The 21,659-nt window shown below is 65.1% G+C and carries 17 protein-coding genes; 12 read left to right on the plus strand and 5 right to left on the minus strand.

Going from position 1 to position 21,659, the window contains the following annotated elements; all coding sequences use genetic code 11:
* The first annotated feature begins 475 nt into the window (after window positions 1-475).
* From BDOA9_RS19300 to BDOA9_RS19310, 3 genes are read left to right on the plus strand one after another with little or no spacing between them, the layout of a single operon-like run.
* Window positions 476-2,485 (plus strand): TonB-dependent siderophore receptor, encoded by a 2,010-nt coding sequence (locus tag BDOA9_RS19300; protein WP_244521495.1) that lies wholly within the window; start codon window positions 476-478, stop codon window positions 2,483-2,485.
* A gap of 8 nt (window positions 2,486-2,493) precedes the next feature.
* A complete protein-coding gene (locus BDOA9_RS19305) occupies window positions 2,494-3,636 on the plus strand; it encodes a PepSY-associated TM helix domain-containing protein (RefSeq protein WP_042336245.1) in 1,143 nt (380 codons plus the stop codon).
* 16 nt (window positions 3,637-3,652) lie between these two features.
* The gene (locus BDOA9_RS19310) at window positions 3,653-3,865 is read left to right on the plus strand and encodes a hypothetical protein (protein ID WP_152033362.1); all 213 of its coding nucleotides are present in this window, start codon (window positions 3,653-3,655) and stop codon (window positions 3,863-3,865) included.
* 14 nt (window positions 3,866-3,879) lie between these two features.
* Here BDOA9_RS19310 and BDOA9_RS19315 read toward each other — a convergent pair whose 3' ends face one another.
* The 3 genes from BDOA9_RS19315 to BDOA9_RS19325 form a co-directional block, all read right to left on the minus strand.
* Entirely contained in the window at window positions 3,880-4,374 is a 495-nt protein-coding gene (locus tag BDOA9_RS19315; RefSeq protein WP_025035611.1) for an MgtC/SapB family protein, read from the minus strand.
* Between the two features lie 10 nt (window positions 4,375-4,384).
* Window positions 4,385-4,966 carry a peroxidase-related enzyme gene (locus tag BDOA9_RS19320; RefSeq protein WP_025035612.1) on the minus strand — a complete coding sequence of 194 codons (582 nt, stop codon included), beginning with the start codon at window positions 4,964-4,966 and terminating at the stop codon, window positions 4,385-4,387.
* A gap of 212 nt (window positions 4,967-5,178) precedes the next feature.
* Window positions 5,179-6,918, minus strand: coding sequence for an ATP-binding protein (locus tag BDOA9_RS19325; protein WP_025035613.1), 1,740 nt, complete (start codon window positions 6,916-6,918; stop codon window positions 5,179-5,181).
* Window positions 6,919-7,359: 441 nt separating this feature from the next.
* On the opposite strand from BDOA9_RS19325, the gene BDOA9_RS19330 reads away from it, so the two are divergent.
* Both BDOA9_RS19330 and BDOA9_RS19335 read left to right on the plus strand, forming a co-directional pair.
* Window positions 7,360-8,328, plus strand: coding sequence for a catechol 2,3-dioxygenase (locus BDOA9_RS19330; RefSeq protein ID WP_025035614.1), 969 nt, complete (start codon window positions 7,360-7,362; stop codon window positions 8,326-8,328).
* Between the two features lie 218 nt (window positions 8,329-8,546).
* Window positions 8,547-9,560, plus strand: a complete 1,014-nt coding sequence (locus BDOA9_RS19335) for an IS5 family transposase (RefSeq protein WP_025032531.1) — start codon at window positions 8,547-8,549, stop codon at window positions 9,558-9,560.
* Between the two features lie 189 nt (window positions 9,561-9,749).
* On the opposite strand, the gene BDOA9_RS19340 is transcribed toward BDOA9_RS19335, so the two are convergent.
* Window positions 9,750-13,277 (minus strand): molybdopterin cofactor-binding domain-containing protein, encoded by a 3,528-nt coding sequence (locus tag BDOA9_RS19340; protein ID WP_025035615.1) that lies wholly within the window; start codon window positions 13,275-13,277, stop codon window positions 9,750-9,752.
* A complete protein-coding gene (locus BDOA9_RS19345; RefSeq protein ID WP_025035616.1) occupies window positions 13,277-13,759 on the minus strand; it encodes a (2Fe-2S)-binding protein in 483 nt (160 codons plus the stop codon). The genes BDOA9_RS19340 and BDOA9_RS19345 overlap by 1 nt, the downstream gene beginning before the upstream one ends.
* A 240-nt stretch (window positions 13,760-13,999) precedes the next feature.
* Between BDOA9_RS19345 and BDOA9_RS19350 the strand changes: the two genes are divergently transcribed.
* From BDOA9_RS19350 to BDOA9_RS19380, 7 genes are all read left to right on the plus strand, one after another.
* A complete protein-coding gene (locus tag BDOA9_RS19350) occupies window positions 14,000-15,457 on the plus strand; it encodes a hypothetical protein (RefSeq protein ID WP_025035617.1) in 1,458 nt (485 codons plus the stop codon).
* Entirely contained in the window at window positions 15,454-16,350 is an 897-nt protein-coding gene (locus BDOA9_RS19355) for a UPF0280 family protein (RefSeq protein WP_025035618.1), read from the plus strand. The genes BDOA9_RS19350 and BDOA9_RS19355 overlap by 4 nt, the downstream gene beginning before the upstream one ends.
* A gap of 27 nt (window positions 16,351-16,377) precedes the next feature.
* Window positions 16,378-16,962: an amino acid synthesis family protein gene (locus tag BDOA9_RS19360; protein ID WP_025035619.1), complete on the plus strand. Its 585-nt coding sequence runs from the start codon at window positions 16,378-16,380 to the stop codon at window positions 16,960-16,962.
* Between the two features lie 36 nt (window positions 16,963-16,998).
* Window positions 16,999-18,201 (plus strand): ABC transporter substrate-binding protein, encoded by a 1,203-nt coding sequence (locus BDOA9_RS19365; RefSeq protein WP_025035620.1) that lies wholly within the window; start codon window positions 16,999-17,001, stop codon window positions 18,199-18,201.
* 69 nt (window positions 18,202-18,270) lie between these two features.
* Window positions 18,271-20,160, plus strand: coding sequence for an ABC transporter permease (locus BDOA9_RS19370; RefSeq protein WP_025035621.1), 1,890 nt, complete (start codon window positions 18,271-18,273; stop codon window positions 20,158-20,160).
* Window positions 20,157-20,948, plus strand: coding sequence for an ABC transporter ATP-binding protein (locus BDOA9_RS19375; RefSeq protein ID WP_025035622.1), 792 nt, complete (start codon window positions 20,157-20,159; stop codon window positions 20,946-20,948). The genes BDOA9_RS19370 and BDOA9_RS19375 overlap by 4 nt, the downstream gene beginning before the upstream one ends.
* Window positions 20,945-21,649 carry an ABC transporter ATP-binding protein gene (locus BDOA9_RS19380; RefSeq protein ID WP_025035623.1) on the plus strand — a complete coding sequence of 235 codons (705 nt, stop codon included), beginning with the start codon at window positions 20,945-20,947 and terminating at the stop codon, window positions 21,647-21,649. Before BDOA9_RS19375 ends, BDOA9_RS19380 begins: the two co-directional genes overlap by 4 nt.
* Window positions 21,650-21,659: the final 10 nt, after the last annotated feature.

The raw sequence follows: 21,659 nt of genomic DNA on the forward strand, positions 1-21,659 counted from the left end.
CGAGTCTCTATCCGGAATTCATGCAGGCCACGGAAGACGCGTGCGAGATGCCGACGGCATTTCATTAGAACGGATCCAGTCTACATAGATTCTACGACACGAACGCCCAAAAGACTTTGATTGTGCGTTCGGTGTCTCTGCATGGTCGGTCCCGCAAGTTCGGGGACTGGGAATGCTGGAATTGGTGTTTGACGCACGCGCAACGAAGCGCGGACGCGTGTCGATGTTGTGTGGTCTTGTCGCGCTTCCTTCAGCCATCGCCTTCGGCCAGGACGCGCAGGCCCAGAGCCCGAGCGGGGCATCGGTCCTTCCGCCCGTCGTGGTCGAGCAAAGCCGCCCGACCAAGCGCCAGGTCACCATACCGCGCAGCTCGCGATCTGCGAGCGCCCGCCAGACGCGATCGCGTGCGGGAGGACAGGCAGTCCAAGCGGCTTCCCAGCCGGTTGCCGCTGCAGCGGAACGCGGTACCGATCCGGTGCGGGGTTTCGTCCCCGTCGTCAGCTCGGCTGCGATGAAGTCCGACGTACCGATCCTGGAGACACCGCAATCCGTCTCCGTCGTGAGCCGCGACCAGCTCGATGCGCGCTCGGTCACGACACTGGTCGAAGGGTTGCAGTATGTCGCAGGTCTCGCCATCCAGCCGGGCGGCAAGGACCCGCGCTTCGACAACGTCTTCATTCGCGGCTTCGACAACAACGGCTACGGCGCCTATCGCGACGGGCTTCGCGAGGTCGGCGATCCCAACTTCCTGTCGCTATTCCGCAACGAGCCCTACGGCTTCGAACGCATCGACGTCATCAAGGGGCCGAGCTCCGTCATGTACGGGCAGGGTGCGCCGGGCGGTCTTGTCGACGTCATCAGCAAGCGGCCGCCCGACAAGGCCTTTGGCGAGATCGTCGGCCAGTTCGGCAACTACGACCGGTTTCAGGGGGCGTTCGATTTCGGCGGGCCCGCGACCAAGGATGGCTCGCTGCTTTACAGGCTGACCGGCGTATTCAGGGATTCCGACGCGCAGATCGCCAATTTCTCCAACTTCGTGAAGGACAATCGGACCTATATCGCTCCCGCCGTGACCTGGAAGCCGACCAACGACACCACGCTGACCATCCTGGCCGACTACACGCACGATCTGACCGGCAATGCGTTTCCGCTGTCGATGGCGCATCTGAGCGGCACGAAGGTCACCGGTATCACCGCGCTGCCGATCTTTCTTGGGGACCCCAGCTACAACAGGTTCGACCAGGAGCAGGAGCGTATCGGCTACCAGTTCGAACACCGCTTCAGCAACAATCTGATCTTCGAATCGAAGGCCCGTTACGGCCACACCGAGCTCGACTATCGCTATCTGACGTTCATCGGAACGCCGCTCGATACGGCCACGCTCTTTCCGCGTCGCGCGATGCGCATCCAGGAGCAAGTCGACACAGTGTCGACCGACAACCACCTGATCAGCAAGTTCGGCACAGGGCCGCTTCAGCACACGGTGGTCTCCGGCGTCGACTATCTGACGTTCAACATGACGGACCGGACCACGTTCGGAGATGCCCCGCCGCTCAGCAGGATCAATCCGGTCTACGACCAAGCCATCGCGGTTCCGACTAAGCTCACCACCCCCTCGGCGAACCAGAGGATCGATCAAATCGGCGTCTATGTGCAGGACCAGATGAAGATCCAGAACTGGATCTTTACATTGGGCGGCCGCTACGATGCGGCCGAACAGAACACCTACGCCTTGGCGACCAACAAGACGACCGACACCAAGGACACGGCCTTCACCAAGCGCGGAGCAGTCTCGTACGTGTTCGATTCCGGAGTGGCGCCCTATTACAGCTATTCGGAATCGTTCCTGCCGACGCCGGGCACGGATTTTGCGGGAAGTCCGTTCAAGCCGACCACGGCGCAACAGCATGAAGTGGGCGTGAAGTACCAGCCGTCACGGACCCTCCTGATGACGTTGGCGCTCTATGATCTGACGCGGCAGAATTCACTCACGGCAGACCCGGCACCAGGGCGTGCCGGCTTCTCGGTCCAGCTCGGCGAGGTGAATTCGCGCGGCGTCGAGTTCGAGACGCTGGCGCAGATCATGCCCGGACTGAACCTCGTGGCGACCTATACCAACCAGGATGTGAAAGTGACGCAAACCTCCACTGCCGCCGACCTCGGCAAGATGCCGACGCTGGTGGCCCGCCAGATGGCCTCGATCTATGTCGACCATACGGTGCAGGGCGGGACCTGGGACGGCTGGGGGCTGGGCGGCGGCATCCGCTACAACGGGCCGACCTTCGCCGACACCACCAACACCATCGTCAACGAGGGTTATGTGGTGTTCGATGCCGGCCTGCATTATCGCCAGCCGAAGGGCGTCAACCTCGCGCTGAACGTGAAGAACATCGCCGATCGCGTCACCCTCGCATGCACGACGAGTGGCGGTTGCCAATACACCAGCCCGCGCACGATCACGGGCACGGTCAGCTATCGCTGGTAAGGATCGTCATGGTTCAAGTCCGCACGATCCGCCTGTGGTCCCGCATTCACACCTGGACGTCGCTGGTTTGCATGCTGTTCCTGCTGATGCTGTGCGTGACGGGACTTCCCCTGGTCTTCCACGACGAGATCGACGATCTGCTCGAGGACGAGATCGCGGCGCCGGCGATGCCGGAAGGAACGCCGCGTCTGTCGCTCGACCGGATGATCGCGGCGGCGCAAGCGCGTTTTCCCGGTCAGCACGTCCTGCTGCTCAATCTGAAGCAGATCGAGCCACTGGTGACCGTGGCCGTTTCTCCGACCGCTGTCCCGGCGCCGGGCAACTTCCATCGTCTGACATTCGATGCGCGAACGGCCGAAATGCTCGGCGAGGAAGCCCCGCATCAGGACGTCATGGATATCGTGCTGCGGATCCACAAGGACATGTTCGCTGGGCTTCCCGGCGAGCTGTTTCTCGGGGCGATGGGGCTGGTGTTCGCCGTGTCGATCATCTCCGGTATCGTGGTCTATTGGCCGTTCATGCGGCGGCTCGATTTCGGCACGATCCGCCGGCGGTCATCGCCGCGACTCAAATGGCTCGACACCCATAATCTCCTCGGCATCGTCATCTTGACGTGGATGTTGGCGATCGGTCTCACCGGCATGATCAACACACTGGCGACGCCGCTGTTCGACCTGTGGCGGGCGCAGCTCATTCGCGTTTTGCTGGCGCCTCATCTGGGCAAGCCTGTGGCTCCGATCCCTTCGGTTCAAGCCGCAGTCGAGCTCGTCCGTACCAGATTTCCGGATCGCCTCGTCACCTCGGTGACGATGCCGACCGCGGCGCGCTTCGGCAGCCCGCAGCACCTCGTGGTCTGGACCAAAGGAGCGACGCCCTTCACGGCACGCATGTTCCAGCCGATGCTGGTCGACGCCAATGACGGCAAGACGATCGTCGCGCCCGAGGTGCCGTGGTATCTGAAGACGCTTCAGGTCTCGCGTCCGCTGCATTTCGGCGATTACGGCGGGCTTCCGTTGAAGATCGTCTGGGCGCTTCTCGACACCATGGCGATCATCGTTCTCGTCAGCGGAATCTATCTCTGGGCGGCAAGGCGAAAGCCGTCGGCCCGAAAGCCGCTGCGTGCCGAGCGGCCCACGGCAGTCGGTGTCTGATCCCATGCGCCCTATCGTGTCCAAGGCGGACGCTACCGACCCGGCCCGGCACTCCAGAAGCGGGTGGGACGTGTTCCGGGTGCCGCTCCTGGTCGGCTTGGTCTGCGCCGTGGGGCTCGGTCTGGCGCTCGTCGGCGATGGGATCTGGGACGACCTGTCGTGGCTGGCGCTTTCGTTGCCGGTTGCGCTTGCCGCGTTCCATTGGCACCGCGCAGGCCGCCGGCGCTGACGGCCAACCGGCACCTATCGGTGCTGCTCTTCCGGGGCGTCTTCGACCTCATGCGTCTCGTCCTTGCCGCCAAGCATGCGATGCAGCCGGCGCTCGAGGCGGCGGCCGATCGTCAGCAGGACGAAGGCCAGCGCCAGGGCGACGATGACGATCCTCCACTGTCCGGCGCCGCAGACGATGCCGAGGCAGGCGGCAAGGAAAGTGCAGGCGGCGCTGGTGAGGCCCCGAACGCGAAAACCCGTGCTTTGGTGCACGATGACGCCAGCGCCGAGAAAGCCGATGCCGGTGAGGATGCCCTGGATGACACGGCTGGCGGCGTCGACGACCCTGGCTGGTTCGGCGAGTTGCAATGCAAGCAGAACCACGCTCGCGGTGGAGAGCCCGACGATGCCGAGCGTCTTCAGCCCGATCGGCTTGCCGTGCAGGTCGCGGTTGAGGCCGATCGCGCCGCCGGCGAGCGTCGCTGCGCCGAGGCGCAGCAGGATTTCGGGCCAATCGAGCTCGGTCATGGCGCCTCGATCATGTCTTCGGCAGCCGGCCCATCAGGTAGAATTCCTCGTTCGGCCGCATGCCCGTGAAATTCGCCAGCCGGTTCGACAGCGCGAAGAAGGCGGAGATCGCGGCGATGTCCCAAATATCATCGTCGCTGAAGCCGTGGGGGCTGAGCGCGGCGAAATCGTCCTCGGAAATCCGCTGCGCGTCGGCCGAAACCTTCATGGCGAAATCGAGCATCACCTTCTGCCGCGGCGTGATGTCGGCCTTGCGGTAGTTGATCGCGACCTGGTCGGCAATCAGCGGGTTCTTGGCGCGGATGCGCAGGATCGCGCCGTGGGCGATCACGCAATACTGGCACTGGTTGGCCGCCGACGTCGCCACCACGATCATCTCGCGCTCGGCCTTGGTGAGGCCGCCGTCCTTCTCCATCAGCGCGTCGTGATAAGCGAAAAAGGCGCGGAACTCGTCGGGCCGGTAGGCCAGCGTCAGGAACACGTTCGGCACGAAGCCGCTCTTCTCCTGCACGGCAAGGAGGCGCGTGCGGATGTCGTCGGGCAGCGTGTCGATGGCGGGCGCGGGGAAGCGCTGCGAGGCGGGCGTTGTCATGGGCATGGTTCCGGTTTTAGGCGGGAACCATAGTCGATGCGGAAGGCGGGCTCAACGGGCCGGCCGTTCCGACCGCGACGAACGTGCGAGTTATGAGCGACGCTCTATCTGCCGTCATTGCGAGCGCAGCGAAGCAAACCAGAAATCGCTCCGCGGAAAGACTCTGGATTGCTTCGCTGCGCTCGCAATGACGGGGTGGAGAGAGCGTTGCCTTACCGCAGCGGCTTCTTCAGCAGCGAGAAGCGGTCCGGGTCGAGCCCCATCGACGGCTGCAGCATCGGGGCTTCGACGCTGGACATCGTCTTCGCGGGCGGTGCCGAGAACACCGGGTCGTTCGGCACGTCGCGCTGCGAGGTGGCGCCGCGCCAGCGTTCCAGCACGGCGCTGACGAAATGCATGTCGTGGCCGGAGGTGACGGACGGCACGCTCGAAATGGTGGCCTCGCCGCGCGGCAATTGGTGCGGCGGCACCTCCTTGAAGCGCAGGCGGGTCGGCAGCGCGACGCCTTCGCCGAACGCCAGCACCTCGCGGGTGCCGAGCGACGGCACGAAGGAGAGCAGGTTCGCGGCGGCGTCCGACACGGCGGCGCGCAGCAGCGCCTGGTCGCGGTCGTTGGCGAGGCGCATCGTGAACAGCGTGTTGCACTGGGAGATGATGGTGGCGTCGAGCTCGGCGGGGCGCTGAGTGATGAGGCCGAGATAGACGCCGTATTTGCGGCCTTCCTTGGCGATACGCGACACCGCCTTGCGGGTCGGGCCGAAGCCGATGTTGCGGTCGGCGGAGGCGTAGCGGTGCGCCTCCTCGCAGACGAACAGCAGCGGCGAGACGCCGTCGCTCCAAAGGCCGAAGTCGAAGGCCATGCGGCACAGCACCGATACGACGGAATCGATGACCTCGGCCGGGAAACCGGCGAGCTGCATCACCGTCATCGGCTTGCCGTTGGCGGGCAGGCGGAACAGATGGCTGATCACCTCGGCCATGGTGTCGCCGCCGACATTGGCGTTGTCGAACATGAAGGCGTAGCGCGGGTCGTTGCGGACGGCCTCGATGCGCGATATCAGCTTGTGATAGATGATGCGCGAGGAGCGGTTCTCGAGCTTGCCCATGCGCTCGTCGATCAACGACAGCAGGTCGACCAGGCGATAAGGCACCGGCGTGTCGACGGTGTAGCCGATCTGCTTGGGATCGATGCGCTTGAGGCCGATGCGGTCGGCGTTCTGGTACTGGGTGTAGACGCCCTTGGCGAGCGGGATCACCTCGGCGAGGATGTCGAGCTCTTCCGGCACGCCGGCGCGGCCGCCGAACAGCACGTCGACGATTTCCTCGAAGTTGAACAGCCAGAACGGCAGCTTGAGGTTCCGCGGATTGAGCACCAGCGCGCGGTCGCCGAAGCAGCGGCCATATTCGTTGTGCACGTCGAGCAGGAAGATACGAAGGTTCGGCCGCGCCTTCAGGATCTCGTTCAGCAGCAGCGAGACGCCGGTCGACTTGCCGACGCCGGTCGATCCCAGCACGGCAAAATGCTTGGACAGCATTTCCTCGACGTCGACATAGGCGATCACCGAGCGGTCCTGCTGCAGGAAGCCGACATTGATCTGGTCCGAGCCGGTCGGCGCATAGATCGTGCGCAGCTCCTGGCTGGTGATCAGGTCGACGGCATCGCCGATGGTCGGATAGTTGGTGACGCCGCGCTGGAATTTGGCCTTGTCCGCGGCATTGAGGATCTCGCCGAGCAGGTCGACCGAGGCGATCGCGATGTAATTGTCCGCGCTCGACAGATTCTCGCAGGAGACCTCCGTGATCATCGCAACGATGACCGAGCTGGCGCAGCGAATGCTGACGAAGCGGCCGACGGTTGCCCGCACCTCCGAGATCGGCATCCGGCTTTCCGCCAGAAGCCCGACCCGGGCGAGCGATCCGCGAACCGAAATCACGCGTCCAAAGGATGTCACGATGAATGAACCTGGCAAGAGCGAGGGATTTGCCCGGACTATGCATGGCGGTCGCTGCACAAACGGTTAAACGCCGGGCGCGCCCGCTTCGTTAAATCCGCGGTAATTCGGTCCGGAGCCTTGTCGCCAATGCCTGCTCATGGCTGGAATCGCCGGGAAAACACTGCAATTTCCGGGTCTTTAGGGGCGAGATGGTCCTTAAGGAAGCCTTTACCATCCGAGCAGGCCTTTGATTGGGGCCGACCGCTGTGGCTTCGGTCAGGCGCCTTCGCGGCGGGGACGCCGTTGTTTTGTTGACGGGACCTAATGATTTGTACATTAGTACAAATGAGGCCGTCTCTGTCGGCACGGCGCACACAGCCCGCCCGCGCCTCGTGCCGCGGGCGTCTCGATCGCGCCGCCCGCTCAGGCGGATCGCAAGCCACGCTCCAGGAGAAAACCATGCAGCCCGAACCGATCCTCGATCTCGCCCATCTTGGCCACATGGAGCTGCTGACGCCGAAACCGGACGAGAGCCTGAAATTCTTCGTCGATGTCATGGGCATGACGGTCAGCGGACAGAAGGGCGAGTCGGTTTATTTGCGCGGCTGGGACGATTACGAGCGCTATTCGCTGAAGCTGACGGCGTCGAAGACCTCGGGCATGGGCCACATGGCGCTGCGTGCGCGCAGCCAGCAGGCGCTGGAGCGGCGTGTCGCCGCGCTGAAAGGATCCGGCTTCGACATCGGCTGGATCGACGGTGACATGGGGCAGGGGCCGACGTTCCGCTGCCGTGATCCCGATGGTCATATCGTCGAGCTCTATTACGAGACCGAATGGTATCAGGCGCCGCCGGAACTCAAGCCGGCGCTGAAGAACCAGGCGCAGCGCTTTCCCGCCCGCGGCGTCAATGTCCGCCGGCTCGACCACCTCAACTGCCTCGCCGTCGACATCAAGGCCAACCGCGAGTTTTTCGAAAACTATCTCGGCTGCCGGCTCACCGAGCAGATCGTGCTCAACGACGGCCGTGAAGCGGCGATGTGGCTGACCATGTCGAACAAGAGCTACGATTTCGCCTATTCGCTCGATCATTCCGGTGTGCCGGGCCGCTTCCACCACGTCACCTACGCTCTCGACAGCCGCGAAGAGATTCTTCGCGCGGCGGATATTTTCCTCGAGAACGGCATCCATATCGAGACCGGGCCGCACAAGCACGCGATCCAGCAGACCTTCTTCCTCTACGTCTACGAGCCCGGCGGAAACCGCGTCGAGGTCGCCAATGCCGGCGCGCGCCTCATCCTCGCGCCCGACTGGAAGCCGATCGTGTGGACCGAGGAAGAGCGCAAGAAGGGCCAGGCCTGGGGTCTGAAGACGATCGAGTCGTTCCACACCCACGGCACGCCGCCGGTGGAGATGACGAAGCACGGCTAAAGCAGGATGAGGTTTGGATTGAATCAAGCCGCCGCGGGCTCGGTGCACCTCTCCCGCTTGCGGGAGAGGTCGGCGCAACGCGCCGGGTGAGGGTTCTCTCCTCCAGGAGAGTGTCCCGTTGTGGAGGAACCCTCTCCCCAACCCTCCCCCGCAAGCGAGAGCTTTGCACAAGAGGAGGATTTGCGATTCTCTAGGGCCTGTGGTGGAGGCGGATTCGGATGGCATATCGAGAGGTTGGGCAACTGAGCTTCGCGGATGCGCTGGTATCGCGGCGGGGGAAGGGTAGCCCGGTGCTGAAGCGGATTGGCGAACTGGTCGACTGGGCGGCAGTGGAGAGAGTGCTGAATGGTCTTCCGGAGCCGGAGCGCGGCCCTCCGCCCTATCCGCGACTGGTGCTGTTCAAGGCGCTGCTGCTGCAGCAATGGTATGGGCTTTCCGATCCGGCGCTGGAGGAAGCGCTCGACGACCGGGCCTCGTTCCGCGCCTTCTGCGGCTTTGTGCTGAGCGACGAGACGCCTGATCACACGACGATCTGGCGATTCCGCGAGGCTTTGCAGCGAGCCGGTCTGGACGAGAAGCTGTTCGCCGAGATCCTGCATCAGATCGACGCACGCGGGCTGGTGCTGCGCCGGGGCACATTGATCGATGCGAGCCTGATCTCGGCAGCAGTAAAGCCGCCGAAGCCGCCAGAGGACCCGCAGCCGCCCGGCCCGGACGGCCGTGAACCGAGCAAGCTGGTCAACAGCAAGCGCGATCCAGATGCACGCTGGACCAAGAAGGGCGGCAAGCGGTACTTCGGCTACAAAGCCCATATCGGCATGGATCAGAGTTCGGCCATCGTCCGCCGCAGCAAGCTGACCGACGCTGCGGTCAACGACACGGTGCCCGCCGACGAGTTGGTCTGTGGTGATGAGAAGGCGGTCTATGCCGACCAAGCCTATGACAAGCACAAGCGCCGCAGCGGGCTCGCCGCGCGAGGAATCAAGCCGAGGCTGATGTTCCGGCCGAACAAGCATCATCCGCTCACCGAGCGGCAGAAGCGCTTCAACAATGCCGTGGGAAAGCGCCGCGCACCGGTCGAGCAGGTCTTCGCGCGCCTCAAGGGCAGCTACCGCTGGGCGCGCGCTCGCTATCTGGGTTTGGCGCGCAATCAGACGCATCTGCGCCTGATCTGCCTCGCCATGAACCTCAAACGATGGGCGGTGCTGTGCCCGATAGGAGCCGCAGCGTGACCACCACCCGCCGCTACCCCGCGGCCACGAAAAACAGACGCCCCACCCCTCTGGGGCTACGCGAGGCCGTTCAAAAAAAGCCCCATATCGAACTTCACTCCAGCACAACTCATTACGCAAAGCTCTCGCTTGCGGGGGAGGGAGCGCACCTTCCGTGTCGCGGCAAATGAAACCTAATCTCATCAGGCTCTAGTGCGCCGACGCCCGCACCTTTGCGATCGTCTCGCGCATGCCGGTCCAGGCCGGCTTGTCTGGCGCGAACTGCCGGCGCAGGAAGCTGACGAGCTCCTCGACCTGCGCGTCGCTCATGCTATTCCCAAACGCGGGCATGTAGCCGAGATCGCTCGAGACGGGCTCAGCGATGCCGTGCAGGATGACCTGCACCAAATTGTCCGACGTGGCGCTGTGCAGATTGCTGTTGAGCGCAAGCGAAGGCCTGGCGCCGAACAGCGGCAGGCCGCCGACCTCATGGCACACCGCACAGGCGCCCTGGTAGAGCCGCGCACCAGTCGACGATGCGACAGTGACCTGGGTCGCGCTCTCGAGCCTGGTGGCGAGCGCTTCCTGCGCCCGTGGGCCGACCGCGGTGTCATTGAACGAGTTGAGATAGACCGCCATCGCGCGGATGTCCTGATCGGGCAGGGCCCTGAGATCCCTGACGATCGGCGCCATCGGGCCGGCGGCGACACCGTGGTAGCGCGAATGCCCGGTGCGCAAATAGGCGTAGAGCTCATCCTCGCTCCACGGGATCGGCGCGTGCGAGAGCGAGGTCAGCGCCGGCGCTTCCCAACCCTCGGCGAAGCCGCCGGCGAGATAGGCGTTGCGCTGCTCGGCGCCGAGCGCGTTGCGCGGCGAATGGCAGGCGCTGCAATGACCGAGGCTCTCGACCAGATAGGCGCCGCGATTCCATGCTTCCGATTTGGCGGGATCGGGCTTGAACTCCTTCGTGTCGTGAAACAGCGCGTTCCAGCCTGCGAGCAGCGGACGGAGATTGAACGGGAAGGCGAGCGTGTTTTCCGGTGCCGTCGCGCGAACCGCGGGCTGCGCCATCAGATAGGCGTAGAGCGCCTGCAGATCGGCGTCGCTGGTCCTGGCGAAGTGCGTGTAGGGAAAGGCGGGATAGAGCTGGCGTCCGTCGCGATGCAGGCCGTCGCGCATCGCGCGCTCGAACGCGGGATAGGACCAGGCGCCGATGCCGGTCTCGACATCGGGCGTGATGTTGGTCGCGTAGATCGTGCCGAACGGCGTTTCCAGGGCGCGGCCGCCGGCATTCGGTGCCCCGCCGATCTTGGTGTGGCACTCGGCGCAATTGCCGAGCGCGGCGAGTTGCTCTCCGCGCGCGATCGTCTGCGCGGAATAAACCGACGCATCCGGCCGGGCGATCGGCGCAATCGCGCGGCCGGGAAGAAGCGCCGCGCCAATACTGAGGGCGGCGGTGCAGACGGCTGCGATCGTCGCGAAGATGCCGGCGCGCCTGGCGAATGGATTTTCCCAGATGCGCGACGGCGGCGGGGCTGCGGGCGCTGGCAGCGACTGTGGTGTCGCCGATGCTTCGCCGTGCAGCCCTTTCAGGATGCGCTCGGGCGTGAACGGCGGCTCGCGGAAGCGCACGCCGGTGGCATCGAAGATGGCGTTCGCAATCGCCGCTGCGCTCGGCACCGAGGCGGACTCACCGACGCCGAGCGGCGGCTGGTCCTGCCGGGGCAGCATCAAGACGTCGATCTTGGGGACGTCGGGGAAGGGGATGATGGGATAGGCGCCCCATTCGCGCGCGGCCACCGCGCCGCGCTCGAACGAGACCTCTTCCATCAGCGCGCGGCTGGTGGACTGGATGACGTTGCCCTGGATCTGGTGGCGCACACCGTCCGGATTGATCATCAACCCGGAATCCTGTCCCGCGACGACGCGCGTCACGCTGACGTCGCCGGTCGTCTTGTTGACCGCGACGTCGGCAACCCACGCCGACCACGCCGCGCCATAGCCCGGAAACTTGCTGTGGACGTAGAGCGCATAGGCAAAGCCGCGCCCGTGCACGACATCGCCATCCTTCTCCTCGCGCACGGGGCGTGGTTTCCACCCCGCGCGTTCGGCGACCGCGTTGACGAGATCGACCGCGCGCTGGTCCTTCAGATAGCGCAGGCGGTATTCGATCGGGTCGACGCCGGCCTCGGAGGCGGCCTCGTCGATATAGGATTCATGGGCAAAGGTGTTCGGCAAGGCCGAGACGCCGCGGAACCAGGAGGCGCGCACGATCGGCGCCATGTCGTGGGCGACGACGCGCATGTGCTCGTAATCGTAGGGCGGGATCGCGGTGCGGTCGCCCATCTGCAGCACGGCGGGTTCCGGCGAGAGGCGGCCGGTCAGCAGCAGCGCCAGCGTCGGCGCGGCGTTCGAGGGATAGCGCGTGGCGAGATCGTAGGCCGCAATGCCGCCGTCGGCGTCGAGGCCGCCATTGACGTCGATGAGCTGCGCGGTGCCTTTGGGCTCCCAGGCGTGCTCCTGCTCGCGCGTCAGCTGCACGCGGACGGGACGGCCGACGGCGCGCGACAGCAGCAGCGCATCGGCGGTGACGTCGTCGGCGCAGTTGCGGCCGTAGCAGCCGGCGGCCTCCAGCCGGATCACCTCGAACTCGCTTTCGGGACGCTCGATCAGCAGTGCCAGATCGCTGCGCAGCACGTGGGGATTCTGCGTGCCCGACCAGACGCGGATATTGCCGTCGCTATAGTCGGCGACCGCGCAGGACGGTCCGATCGAGGCGTGCATCTGATACGGCCAGACGTAAGTGCGCTGCATCGGCCTGGCCGCGCCGGCAATGGCAGAATCGACATTACCCTTGTCGATCAGCGTGCGCGGGGTTGAAGGATTGGCGCGCAGCGCGGTCTCGACATCGGCGAGATCGGTCAGCTTGGGTGTCGGCTTCCAGCTCAACTTGAGCTGTTCGGCAGCGCGAATCGCATTCTCCTCGCGCTCGGCAACGACGCCGACGAAATCGCCGATCCGCACGACGGCGATGATTCCGGGGATGTCGCGCACCGAGGATTCATCGACCGCAATGAGGCTGGTGCCGACGAACGGCCCGGCATCAACGCCGGCATAGGGCGGCCGCACCACGCGGCCATGCACCATGCCTGGCACACGGATGTCGTGCACGAAGGTCAGCTCGCCCGTGGCTTTGGCAGGCAGATCGACGCGCGGCACCGACTGGCCGACGATGGCGTAATCGCCGACCGGCTTGAGCGTGACGTCGTCGGCCAGCTCGAGGCGGATCGTCTCGTCGCCGATGAGCTCGCCATAGCTGATGCTGCGATTGTCGTGGCCGCGAACGAGCCCGTCCTCGATCCTGAGCTCGGCTTCCGGCAAGTCCAGACGTTCCGCCGCGCGCGCGATCAGAAAGTGCCGGGCTTGCGCCGCGGCCTTGCGCAGCGGCACGGCGGTGATCTGGATGGTTTCGCTCGCGATCGTCGCGCCCTGGTTCGGCACAACGGCCGTGTCGCCGAGCACGACGACGACGCGCGCAAAGGAGACGTCGAGCTCTTCGGCGACGATCTGTCCCAGCGCAGTGCGGATGCCGGTGCCAAGATCGACATGGCCGTTATAGGCCGTGACCGAACCGTCCGCGGTGACGCGGATGAAGGTCTCGGACGTGACCTCGTCCACGCTGCGGGCGACGATGAGCGAACCCGCGCGCGCAGCTCCGTTCGAAACAAGGGAGGCCATCAATCTGCGGCCTCGGTGAGCTGGCCAGAGGCGCGCATCACCGCGCGTAGGATCTCGACATGGGTGCCGCAGCGGCAAAGATTGTAGCGCAGCGCCGCCAGCGCTTCCCGCTCGGTCGGCCGCGGGTTGATCGCGAGCAACGCCCTGGTGGTCATGATCATGCCGTTGAGACAGTAGCCGCATTGTGCGGCCTGCTCGTCGATGAAGGCCTGCTGCACGACGTCGGGCTTGTCGCTTGTGCCGAGGCCTTCGAGCGTCACGATGTCGCGGCCGACACAGCCGCTCACCGGAATCACGCAGGAGCGTGCCGCGACTCCATCAATCAGGACAGTGCAGGTGCCGCATTCCCCCAAGCCGCAGCCGTATTTCGGGCCGTTCAGCGCGAGGTCATTGCGCAGCACATAGAGCAGCGGCGTGTCCGGCGCTGCCGTGACGTCGTGGATCCTGCCGTTCACGGTGAGGCGGATCGGTGTCTGCGTCATCCTCTGGTCCTAAGCCCGCATGAATTCCACATCGCGACGATACCGTTTGTACACAAACGTGCAAGCCGTGCATGCCGCACTGCAGCGCGATTGCCTTCTTTGTGGACAGGGCGGATAGGCAAATGAGGTTTTATGCGGCATCGGCATCTTTTACGCTGCACCGCCGCTTGACAGGGCTGGGGCAGCGCGCGCAACATCGTTCGTATACGAATGATAACTGCGATGTCCGCCGGCTCCGACATGGTGACAGAAACGACGAGCGCCGTCATCGACAAGATCCGCTGCGATGCTTGTCCGGTGATGTGCTACATCAAGCCGGGTGCGGCGGGCGCCTGCGACCGTTATGCCAATCACGACGGCAAGCTCGTCCGCGTCGATCCGCACGTCATCCTGGAGCGCACCGTCTCACATGGCGGCAAGCTCGTTCCGTTCAACCGCACCGAGGATTGGGACGGCAAGATCGTCCATGAGCCCTCGACCTTCGTGACGGCGATCGGCGCAGGCACGACCTATCCCGACTACAAGCCGGCGCCGTTCATCGTTTCGGCAGAGGTCGATGGCGTCGACATGGTGACCGTCGTCACCGAGGGCATCTTCTCCTATTGCGGCATCAAGGTGAAGATCGACACCGACCGCTATCTCGGTCCGGAGACTGCGACGGTCCGGGCGCAGGGCGAAGCGGTCGGCCACGTCACCACCAGCGAATACGGCTCGCAGATGCTGTCGCTCGGCGGCGTGCATCATCTCACCGGCGGCTCCAAGAAGGAGGGGCGCGTCACCTGCGACACGCTCATGGACCTCGCCAATTGCAAGGCGGTGGAACTCACCATCGACGGCGGCGCCACCGTGGTGGTGCAGGCCGGCCAGCCGCCGATCGTCAACGGCGCGAAGGAAGAGCGCATGCGCGTCGGCTGCGGCTCGGCGACGATCGGCATGTTCGCCAAGCAATGGCACGGTAAGGTGGACGAGGTCGTCGTGGTCGACGACCACATCACCGGCGTGCTCTCGGAGCATCAGGCCGGAAAACTGCTCGACATCGCCGACACCGGCATCAAGATGAAGGGCCGTCGCTCGACGCCCGGCCGCTATTTCCAGGTGGCCGATCCCGGCACGGGCTGGGGCGGCACTGACATCTCCGATCCCTTGTCGATCCTGGGCCCGTTCGATCCCAAGGAAGCCAAGCCCGGCCTGACCATGCTGATGGTCTCCACCACCGGGGAGCATTCGTCCTACTACGTGCTCGACGAGGCCTTGAAGCCGGTCGAGACCGAGATGCCTGCCGAGCTGAGGTTTTCGGTCGAGCGCATCCAGGAAAATTGCGAGCCGGCACTGTGCACCGTGCTGTTCATGGCAGGCGCCGGCGGCTCGCTGCGCGCCGGCGTCACGGACAACCCGGTCCGGCTGACGCGCTCGGTGAAGGATGCGCTGACGCGTGTCACCAGCGGCGGCGCGCCGGTCTATGTCTGGCCCGGCGGCGGCATCACCTACATGGTCGACGTGACGCAGATGCCGTCAGGCGCGTTCGGCTATGTGCCGACACCGGCTCTGGTCGCGCCGATCGAGTTCACGATGAAGCTGTCCGACTATGCCGCGCTCGGCGGACACATGGACTATGTGAAGCCGCTCGCCGAGGTGCAGAGCGGCGACGATATCCGCCAATTGCCCTGGCAGAACCAGATTCCGGGGCCCCGCACATGATCAGACGCCCGCAAATCGCATTGCTGTCTGATGGCCGGCGGCTGCATTTGCAGGATGGACCGATCGATCTGATCGTGGAGGCGAGGGGACGCACCGATGCAGTGCGTGCGGCCTATGACGCTGCGGCGCTGCGGTTCACCGGATTGCTCGACGAGCTTTGCGCGGAGCTGCCGGAATTGCGGTCCGCCGCCGGGATGCGGACGTCGCTTAAGGGCCTCGTCGCGCGCCGCATGCATGCCGCGGTGGCGCCCCATGCCGTCGATGGTTTCATCACGCCGATGGCGGCCGTGGCCGGCAGCGTCGCGGAGGAGATTCTGGCTGCGATGCTGCGCACCGCGACGCTCGATCGGGCTTACGTCAACAATGGCGGCGACATCGCGCTGCATCTCGGTGTGGGCGAGCATTTCACGGTCGGCCTGATGGATCGGCCCGACCGCGACGGCGTGATGCGGACGATGCGGATCGAGGCGGACGATCCGGTGCGGGGCGTCGCCACCAGCGGCCGGCACGGCCGCAGCTTTTCGCTCGGGATCGCCGATGCCGTGACGGTGCTGGCGACAACCGCTTCGCAGGCCGATGCGGCCGCCACAATGATCGCCAATGCCGTCGATCTGCCCGGGCATCCCGCCATCATCCGAAGGCCGGCGAACGAGCTTCAGCCCGACAGCGATCTCGGCGCGCGCCTCGTGACGCGCGATGTCGGCGAGCTGTCTCGCAATGAGATCGCCGCCGCGCTCGAATCTGGCGCGGAATGTGCACGGCATTTGTTCGATCGTGGGCTGATCGAGGGTGCCGTGCTGCAGCTTTGTGGTGATATGCTTGTCATCGGACCGAAAGATATTGAGCGGCTGGAATCGCGCCCGCGTCAGCTGGAGCCCGCGGTTCATGCCTGAACAGGGACGTGTCCAGAGGAAGCAGCCATGAGCGCGATCATACGCAAGATCGTCACCGTCGTCGAAGAGACCCAGATGGAGATGGGCCGGCAGGTGTCGCCGCCGACCCGGCGTGCGGCGGCGATTGCCGTCATCGAGAATCCGTTCGCCGGAAAATATGTCGAGGATCTTTCGCCGCTGATCGCGATCGGCGAGGAGCTGGGCGAGCTCTTGTCGAAACGCGCAGTGGCCGCGCTCGGCATCGATGGTGCCAAGGCGCACAGCTACGGCAAGGCCGCGGCGGTCGGCGAGAACGGCGAGCTGGAGCATGCCGCCGCCATCCTGCACCCCAAGATGGGCGCGCCGGTGCGCAAGGTTCTGGGCAAGGGCGCAGCGCTGATCCCGTCGTCGAAGAAGCGCAGCGGTCCGGGCACGACGCTGGACATTCCGCTCGGGCACAAGGACGCGGCCTTCGTGCGCAGCCATTTCGACGGCATGGAAGTGCAGATCAACGATGCGCCGCGCGCCAACGAGATCATGGTCGCGGTCGCTGTCACCGACAGCGGCCGTCCGCTGCCGCGCGTCGGCGGGCTGACGGTTGCGGAGATCAAGGGCGAAGACGGTCTGAGATAGATAGAAGTCGTAAGCGAGTTCAAACTGGAGGTTGGGATGCGAGCGAGAAACTATTTTGCGGGCGCGGCCTTCGCGCTTCTGGCGGGCGGCATGGCTCATTCTGCCGTGGCGCAGGACATCAAGATCGGCGAGATCAACAGCTATTCGCTGCTGCCGGCGTTCACCGAGCCCTATCGCAAGGGCTGGCAGCTTGCGGTCGAGGAAATCAACGCGGCCGGTGGCATCAACGGCAAGAAGCTCGTCGTCGTCTCCAAGGACGACGGCGGCAAGCCGGCGGACGCGCAGACCGCGGCCAACGAGCTCGTCTCGAGCGAGGGCGTGGCGATGCTCGCCGGCACGTTCCTGTCGAACATCGGTCTTGCGGTCTCCGACTTCGCCAACCAGAAGAAGGTGTTCTTCCTCGCGGCTGAGCCGCTCACGGACGCCATCACCTGGTCCAAGGGCAACAAGTACACCTTCCGGCTGCGTCCCTCCAACTACATGCAGGCGGCGATGCTGGTGGAAGCCGCCAGCAAGCTGCCCGCAAAACGCTGGGCGACGATCGCGCCGAACTACGAGTACGGCCAGTCGGCGGTCGCGGTGTTCAAGAAGCTGATGTCGGAGAAGCGCCCCGACATCCAGTGGGTCGACGAGCAATGGCCGCCGCAGGGCAAGATCGACGCCGGCCCGGTGGTGCAGGCGGTTGCCGCCGCCAACCCGGAAGCGATCCTCAACGTCACGTTCGGTGCGGACCTCGTCAAGCTCGTGCGCGAAGGCAACACCCGCGGCCTGTTCAAGGGGCGCGAGGTCGTCTCGTTCCTGACCGGCGAGCCCGAATATCTCGATCCGCTCAAGGAGGAGACGCCGGAGGGCTGGATCGTCACGGGCTATCCCTGGTACTCGATCAAGACGCCCGAGCATGATGCGTTCCTGAAGGCGTATCAGGCCAAGTACAACGACTATCCGCGTCTCGGCTCGATCGTCGGCTATCAGACCATCAAGGCGGCGGCCGCGATTCTCGCCAAGGCCGGCTCGACCGATCCGGAGAAGCTGATCGCAGCGGCCGAGGGGATCTCGATGCCCTCGCCGTTCGGCGAGATCACGTTCCGCAAGATCGACCATCAGTCGACGCTCGGTGCCTATGTCGGCAAGACCGCGCTGAAGGACGGCAAGGGCGTGATGGTGGATTCGTCCTACAAAAAGGGCGCGGACTATCTGCCTGGTGATGCCGAAGTCGCGAAGCTGCGCCCGAAGGATTGATTTCTCTTTTTATCTCTCCCTCTCCCCGCAAGCGGGGAGAGGGACCTAAACACCTAACCCGGACCGAAGATGGCCTTCTACGTCGTACAGTTTCTGACCGGTCTCGCCAGCGCAGCGTCGCTGTTCCTGGTGGCGTCGGGCCTGTCGATCATCTTCGGCGTGACGCGGATCGTGAATTTCGCGCATGGCGCCTTCTACATGATCGGCGCCTACATCGCCTTCACGTTGACCGAACGCCTGTCCGGCACATTCGGCTTCTGGGGTGGCATCGTGCTGGCCGCGCTCGCTGTGGCAGTCATCGGCGTCATCGTCGAGATGGTGCTGCTGCGGCGCATCTATCACGCGCCCGAGCTGTTCCAGCTGCTCGCGACCTTCGGCCTGACCTTGATGGTCGAGGATCTCGTCGTCTTGATCTGGGGCCCCGACGATCTCGTCGGCCGCCGCGCGCCGGGCTTCAGGGGCGCGATCGATTTCTTCGGCCAGAACATCCCGAGCTACGATCTGTTCCTGATCGTGCTCGGTCCCGTCGTGCTCGGCATTCTCTGGCTCTTGTTCCAGCGCACGCGCTGGGGCGTGCTGGTGCGGGCGGCGACGCAGGACCGCGACATGGTGGCCGCGCTCGGCGTCAATCAAAAGTGGCTGTTCACATCAGTGTTCGCCGTCGGCGTCTTCCTCGCAGCGCTCGGCGGCGCGCTTCAGATTCCGCGCGATGCCGTGCATCACGCCATGGACCTGCGCATCATCGTCGAAGTCTTCGTCGTGGTCGTGATCGGCGGCCTCGGCAGCATCGTCGGCGCTTTCGTCGCGGCGGTACTGGTCTCCGAGCTGAATGCCTTCGGCATCCTGATCTTCCCGAAGATCTCCATCATCCTGGTCTTCCTGGTGATGGCGGTGGTGCTGATCGTGCGTCCCTGGGGCCTGTTCGGCAAGCCGGAAGCCGCCGCGCGCAAGACGCCGGGCCTCACCGTCAATCCCTGGCGGCCGCTGACCTCGAGCGAGCGGCTGATGGCGCTTGCGGCGCTCGTGATCGCGGCGATGCTGCCGCTGTTCGCCGGCAATTACCTGCTGACCGTGGCCTCGGAGATCGCGATCTTCGTGATCTTCGCCGTCAGCCTGCACTTCCTGATGTCGGTCGGCGGCCTCGCTTCGTTCGGTCACGCCGCCTATTTTGGCCTCGGCGCCTATGGCATCGCCTTCCTGGCCAAGATGGCGGGACTGCCGATGATCGTCTGCCTGTTGCTCGGGCCGCTGCTCGGCTGCATGGGCGCGGCCGTATTCGGCTTCTTCGCGGTGCAGCTCTCCGGCGTCTACTTCGCGATGCTGACGCTTGCCTTCGCGCAGATCGTCTGGTCGATCGCATTCCAGTGGGTGAACGTAACAGGCGGTGACAACGGCATTCTCGGCCTCTGGCCGTCGAGCTGGGCGGCAAGCCCGTCGCGCTTCTATTGGCTTGCGCTCGGCGTCGCGGCGCTGGTAACCGTCGCGCTGCGGGCCATGGTGTTCTCGCCGTTCGGCTACGCGCTTCGTGCCACGCGCGACTCGGGTCTGCGCAGCGAGGCCGTCGGCATCGACGCCAAGCGCATCCAGTGGACCGCCTTCGTGATTTCAGGCACGACCGCCGGCATCGGCGGCGCGCTGTTCGCCTATCTCAAAGGCAGCGTGTTCCCCGACAATCTCGGCATCTCGCTCTCGGTCGACGCGCTGGTCATGGTGCTGCTCGGCGGCGTTGAGACGGTGTCGGGGGCGGTGATCGGGGCCATCGTCTACAAGGCCCTGAACATCTGGCTGGTGAGCCAGACCGATCTGTCGAAGCTCGTGCTCGGTGGCTTCATCATGCTGATCGTCGTCGTCTTCCCCAAGGGTATCGTCGGCATGCTCGAGATGCTGGCGCAGCGCCGCAAGAAAGCATCGCCGCCGGGATCTCCCTTGCTCGCCAAGCCGATCGAGTCTGCCGAATGAGCGTTGCACCTCCACTTCTCGCGGTCGAAGGCCTGACCAAATCCTATGGCGGCATCCATGCCGTGCGCGGCGTCTCGTTCTCGCTGCGGGCCGGCGAGATCCTGGCGCTGATCGGTCCGAACGGGGCGGGAAAAAGCACCTGCTTCGACATGCTCAACGGCCAGAACAGGCCTGATAGCGGGCACGTCCGCCTGCTCGGCGAAGAGATCACGGGCCGCAAGCCGCGCGAGGTCTGGCGGCTCGGCGTCGGCCGCACGTTCCAGATCACCGCGACCTTCGCCACCATGACCGTGCGCGAGAATGTGCAGGTCGCGCTGATTTCCCATGGCAAGCAGCTGTTCAACCTGTTCGGCTCGGCACCGAAGTTCGATCGTCCCGAGGCCGGCCGCCTGCTCGAGCTGGTCGGCATGGGCGGCTATGCGGACCGGCCCTGCGGCGAGCTCGCCTATGGCGATCTCAAGCGGCTCGAGCTCGCGGTCGCGCTCGCCAACCAGCCCAAGCTGCTGCTGATGGACGAGCCGACGGCCGGCATGGCCCCGCGCGAGCGCGTCGAATTGATGCGGCTGACCGCGCGCATTGCCCGGGAAAAATCCATCGGCGTGCTCTTCACCGAGCACGACATGGACGTGGTGTTCGAGCATGCCGACCGCATCCTCGTGCTCAACCGCGGGACGCTGATCGCGGAGGGCTCGCCGGCGGAGGTGCGCGGCAATCCCCAGGTGCAGGCGGTCTATCTCGGCGAGGGCCTGGTCTACGATTCCCGCCACCGCGAGGGAGCCTCCACATGAAGCTCACGGTGCAGGACCTCAACAGCCATTACGGCCCCGCGCATATCCTGTTCGACATCGGCTTCGAGGTCGGCGAGGGCGAGGTGGTGGCGCTGCTGGGACGCAACGGCGCCGGCAAGTCGACGACGTTCCGCTCCATCGTCGGCCTCGTCGCCCAGCGCACCGGCCGCATCACGTTCGAGGGCAAGGACGTCTCGTCGAAGCCGACCCACGAGATCGTCCGCGAGGGTCTCGGCTACGTCCCGGAGGAGCGCCGCATCTTCACGGACCTGACCGTCGAGGAAAACCTCGAAGTCGGCCGCCAGCCGAAACGTCCGAACGCGCCGCACTGGACGCGCGAAAAGCTGTTCGCGCTGTTTCCGAACCTCGGCGAGATGAAGAACCGCCCGGGCGGGCGCATGAGCGGCGGCGAGCAGCAGATGCTCACCATTGCGCGTACGCTGATGGGCAATCCCTCGCTGGTGCTGCTGGACGAGCCGTCGGAGGGCCTGTCGCCGAAGATCGTGGAGCAGATGGTCGATGCCATCCTGACCATGAAGAAGGAAGGCGTCAGCATCGTCGTCTCCGAGCAGAATCTGCATTTCGCGCGGCTGATTTCGGATCGCGCCTACATCATCGAGCGCGGCCGAATCTGCTTCGGCGGCACCATGGCCGAGCTCGACGCGCGTCCGGATATCCGCGACGCGCATCTGTCGTTGTGAGGCAAGGGGA

Origin of the sequence: Bradyrhizobium sp. DOA9 (assembly GCF_000617845.2) — a bacterium.
Taxonomy (GTDB): domain Bacteria; phylum Pseudomonadota; class Alphaproteobacteria; order Rhizobiales; family Xanthobacteraceae; genus Bradyrhizobium.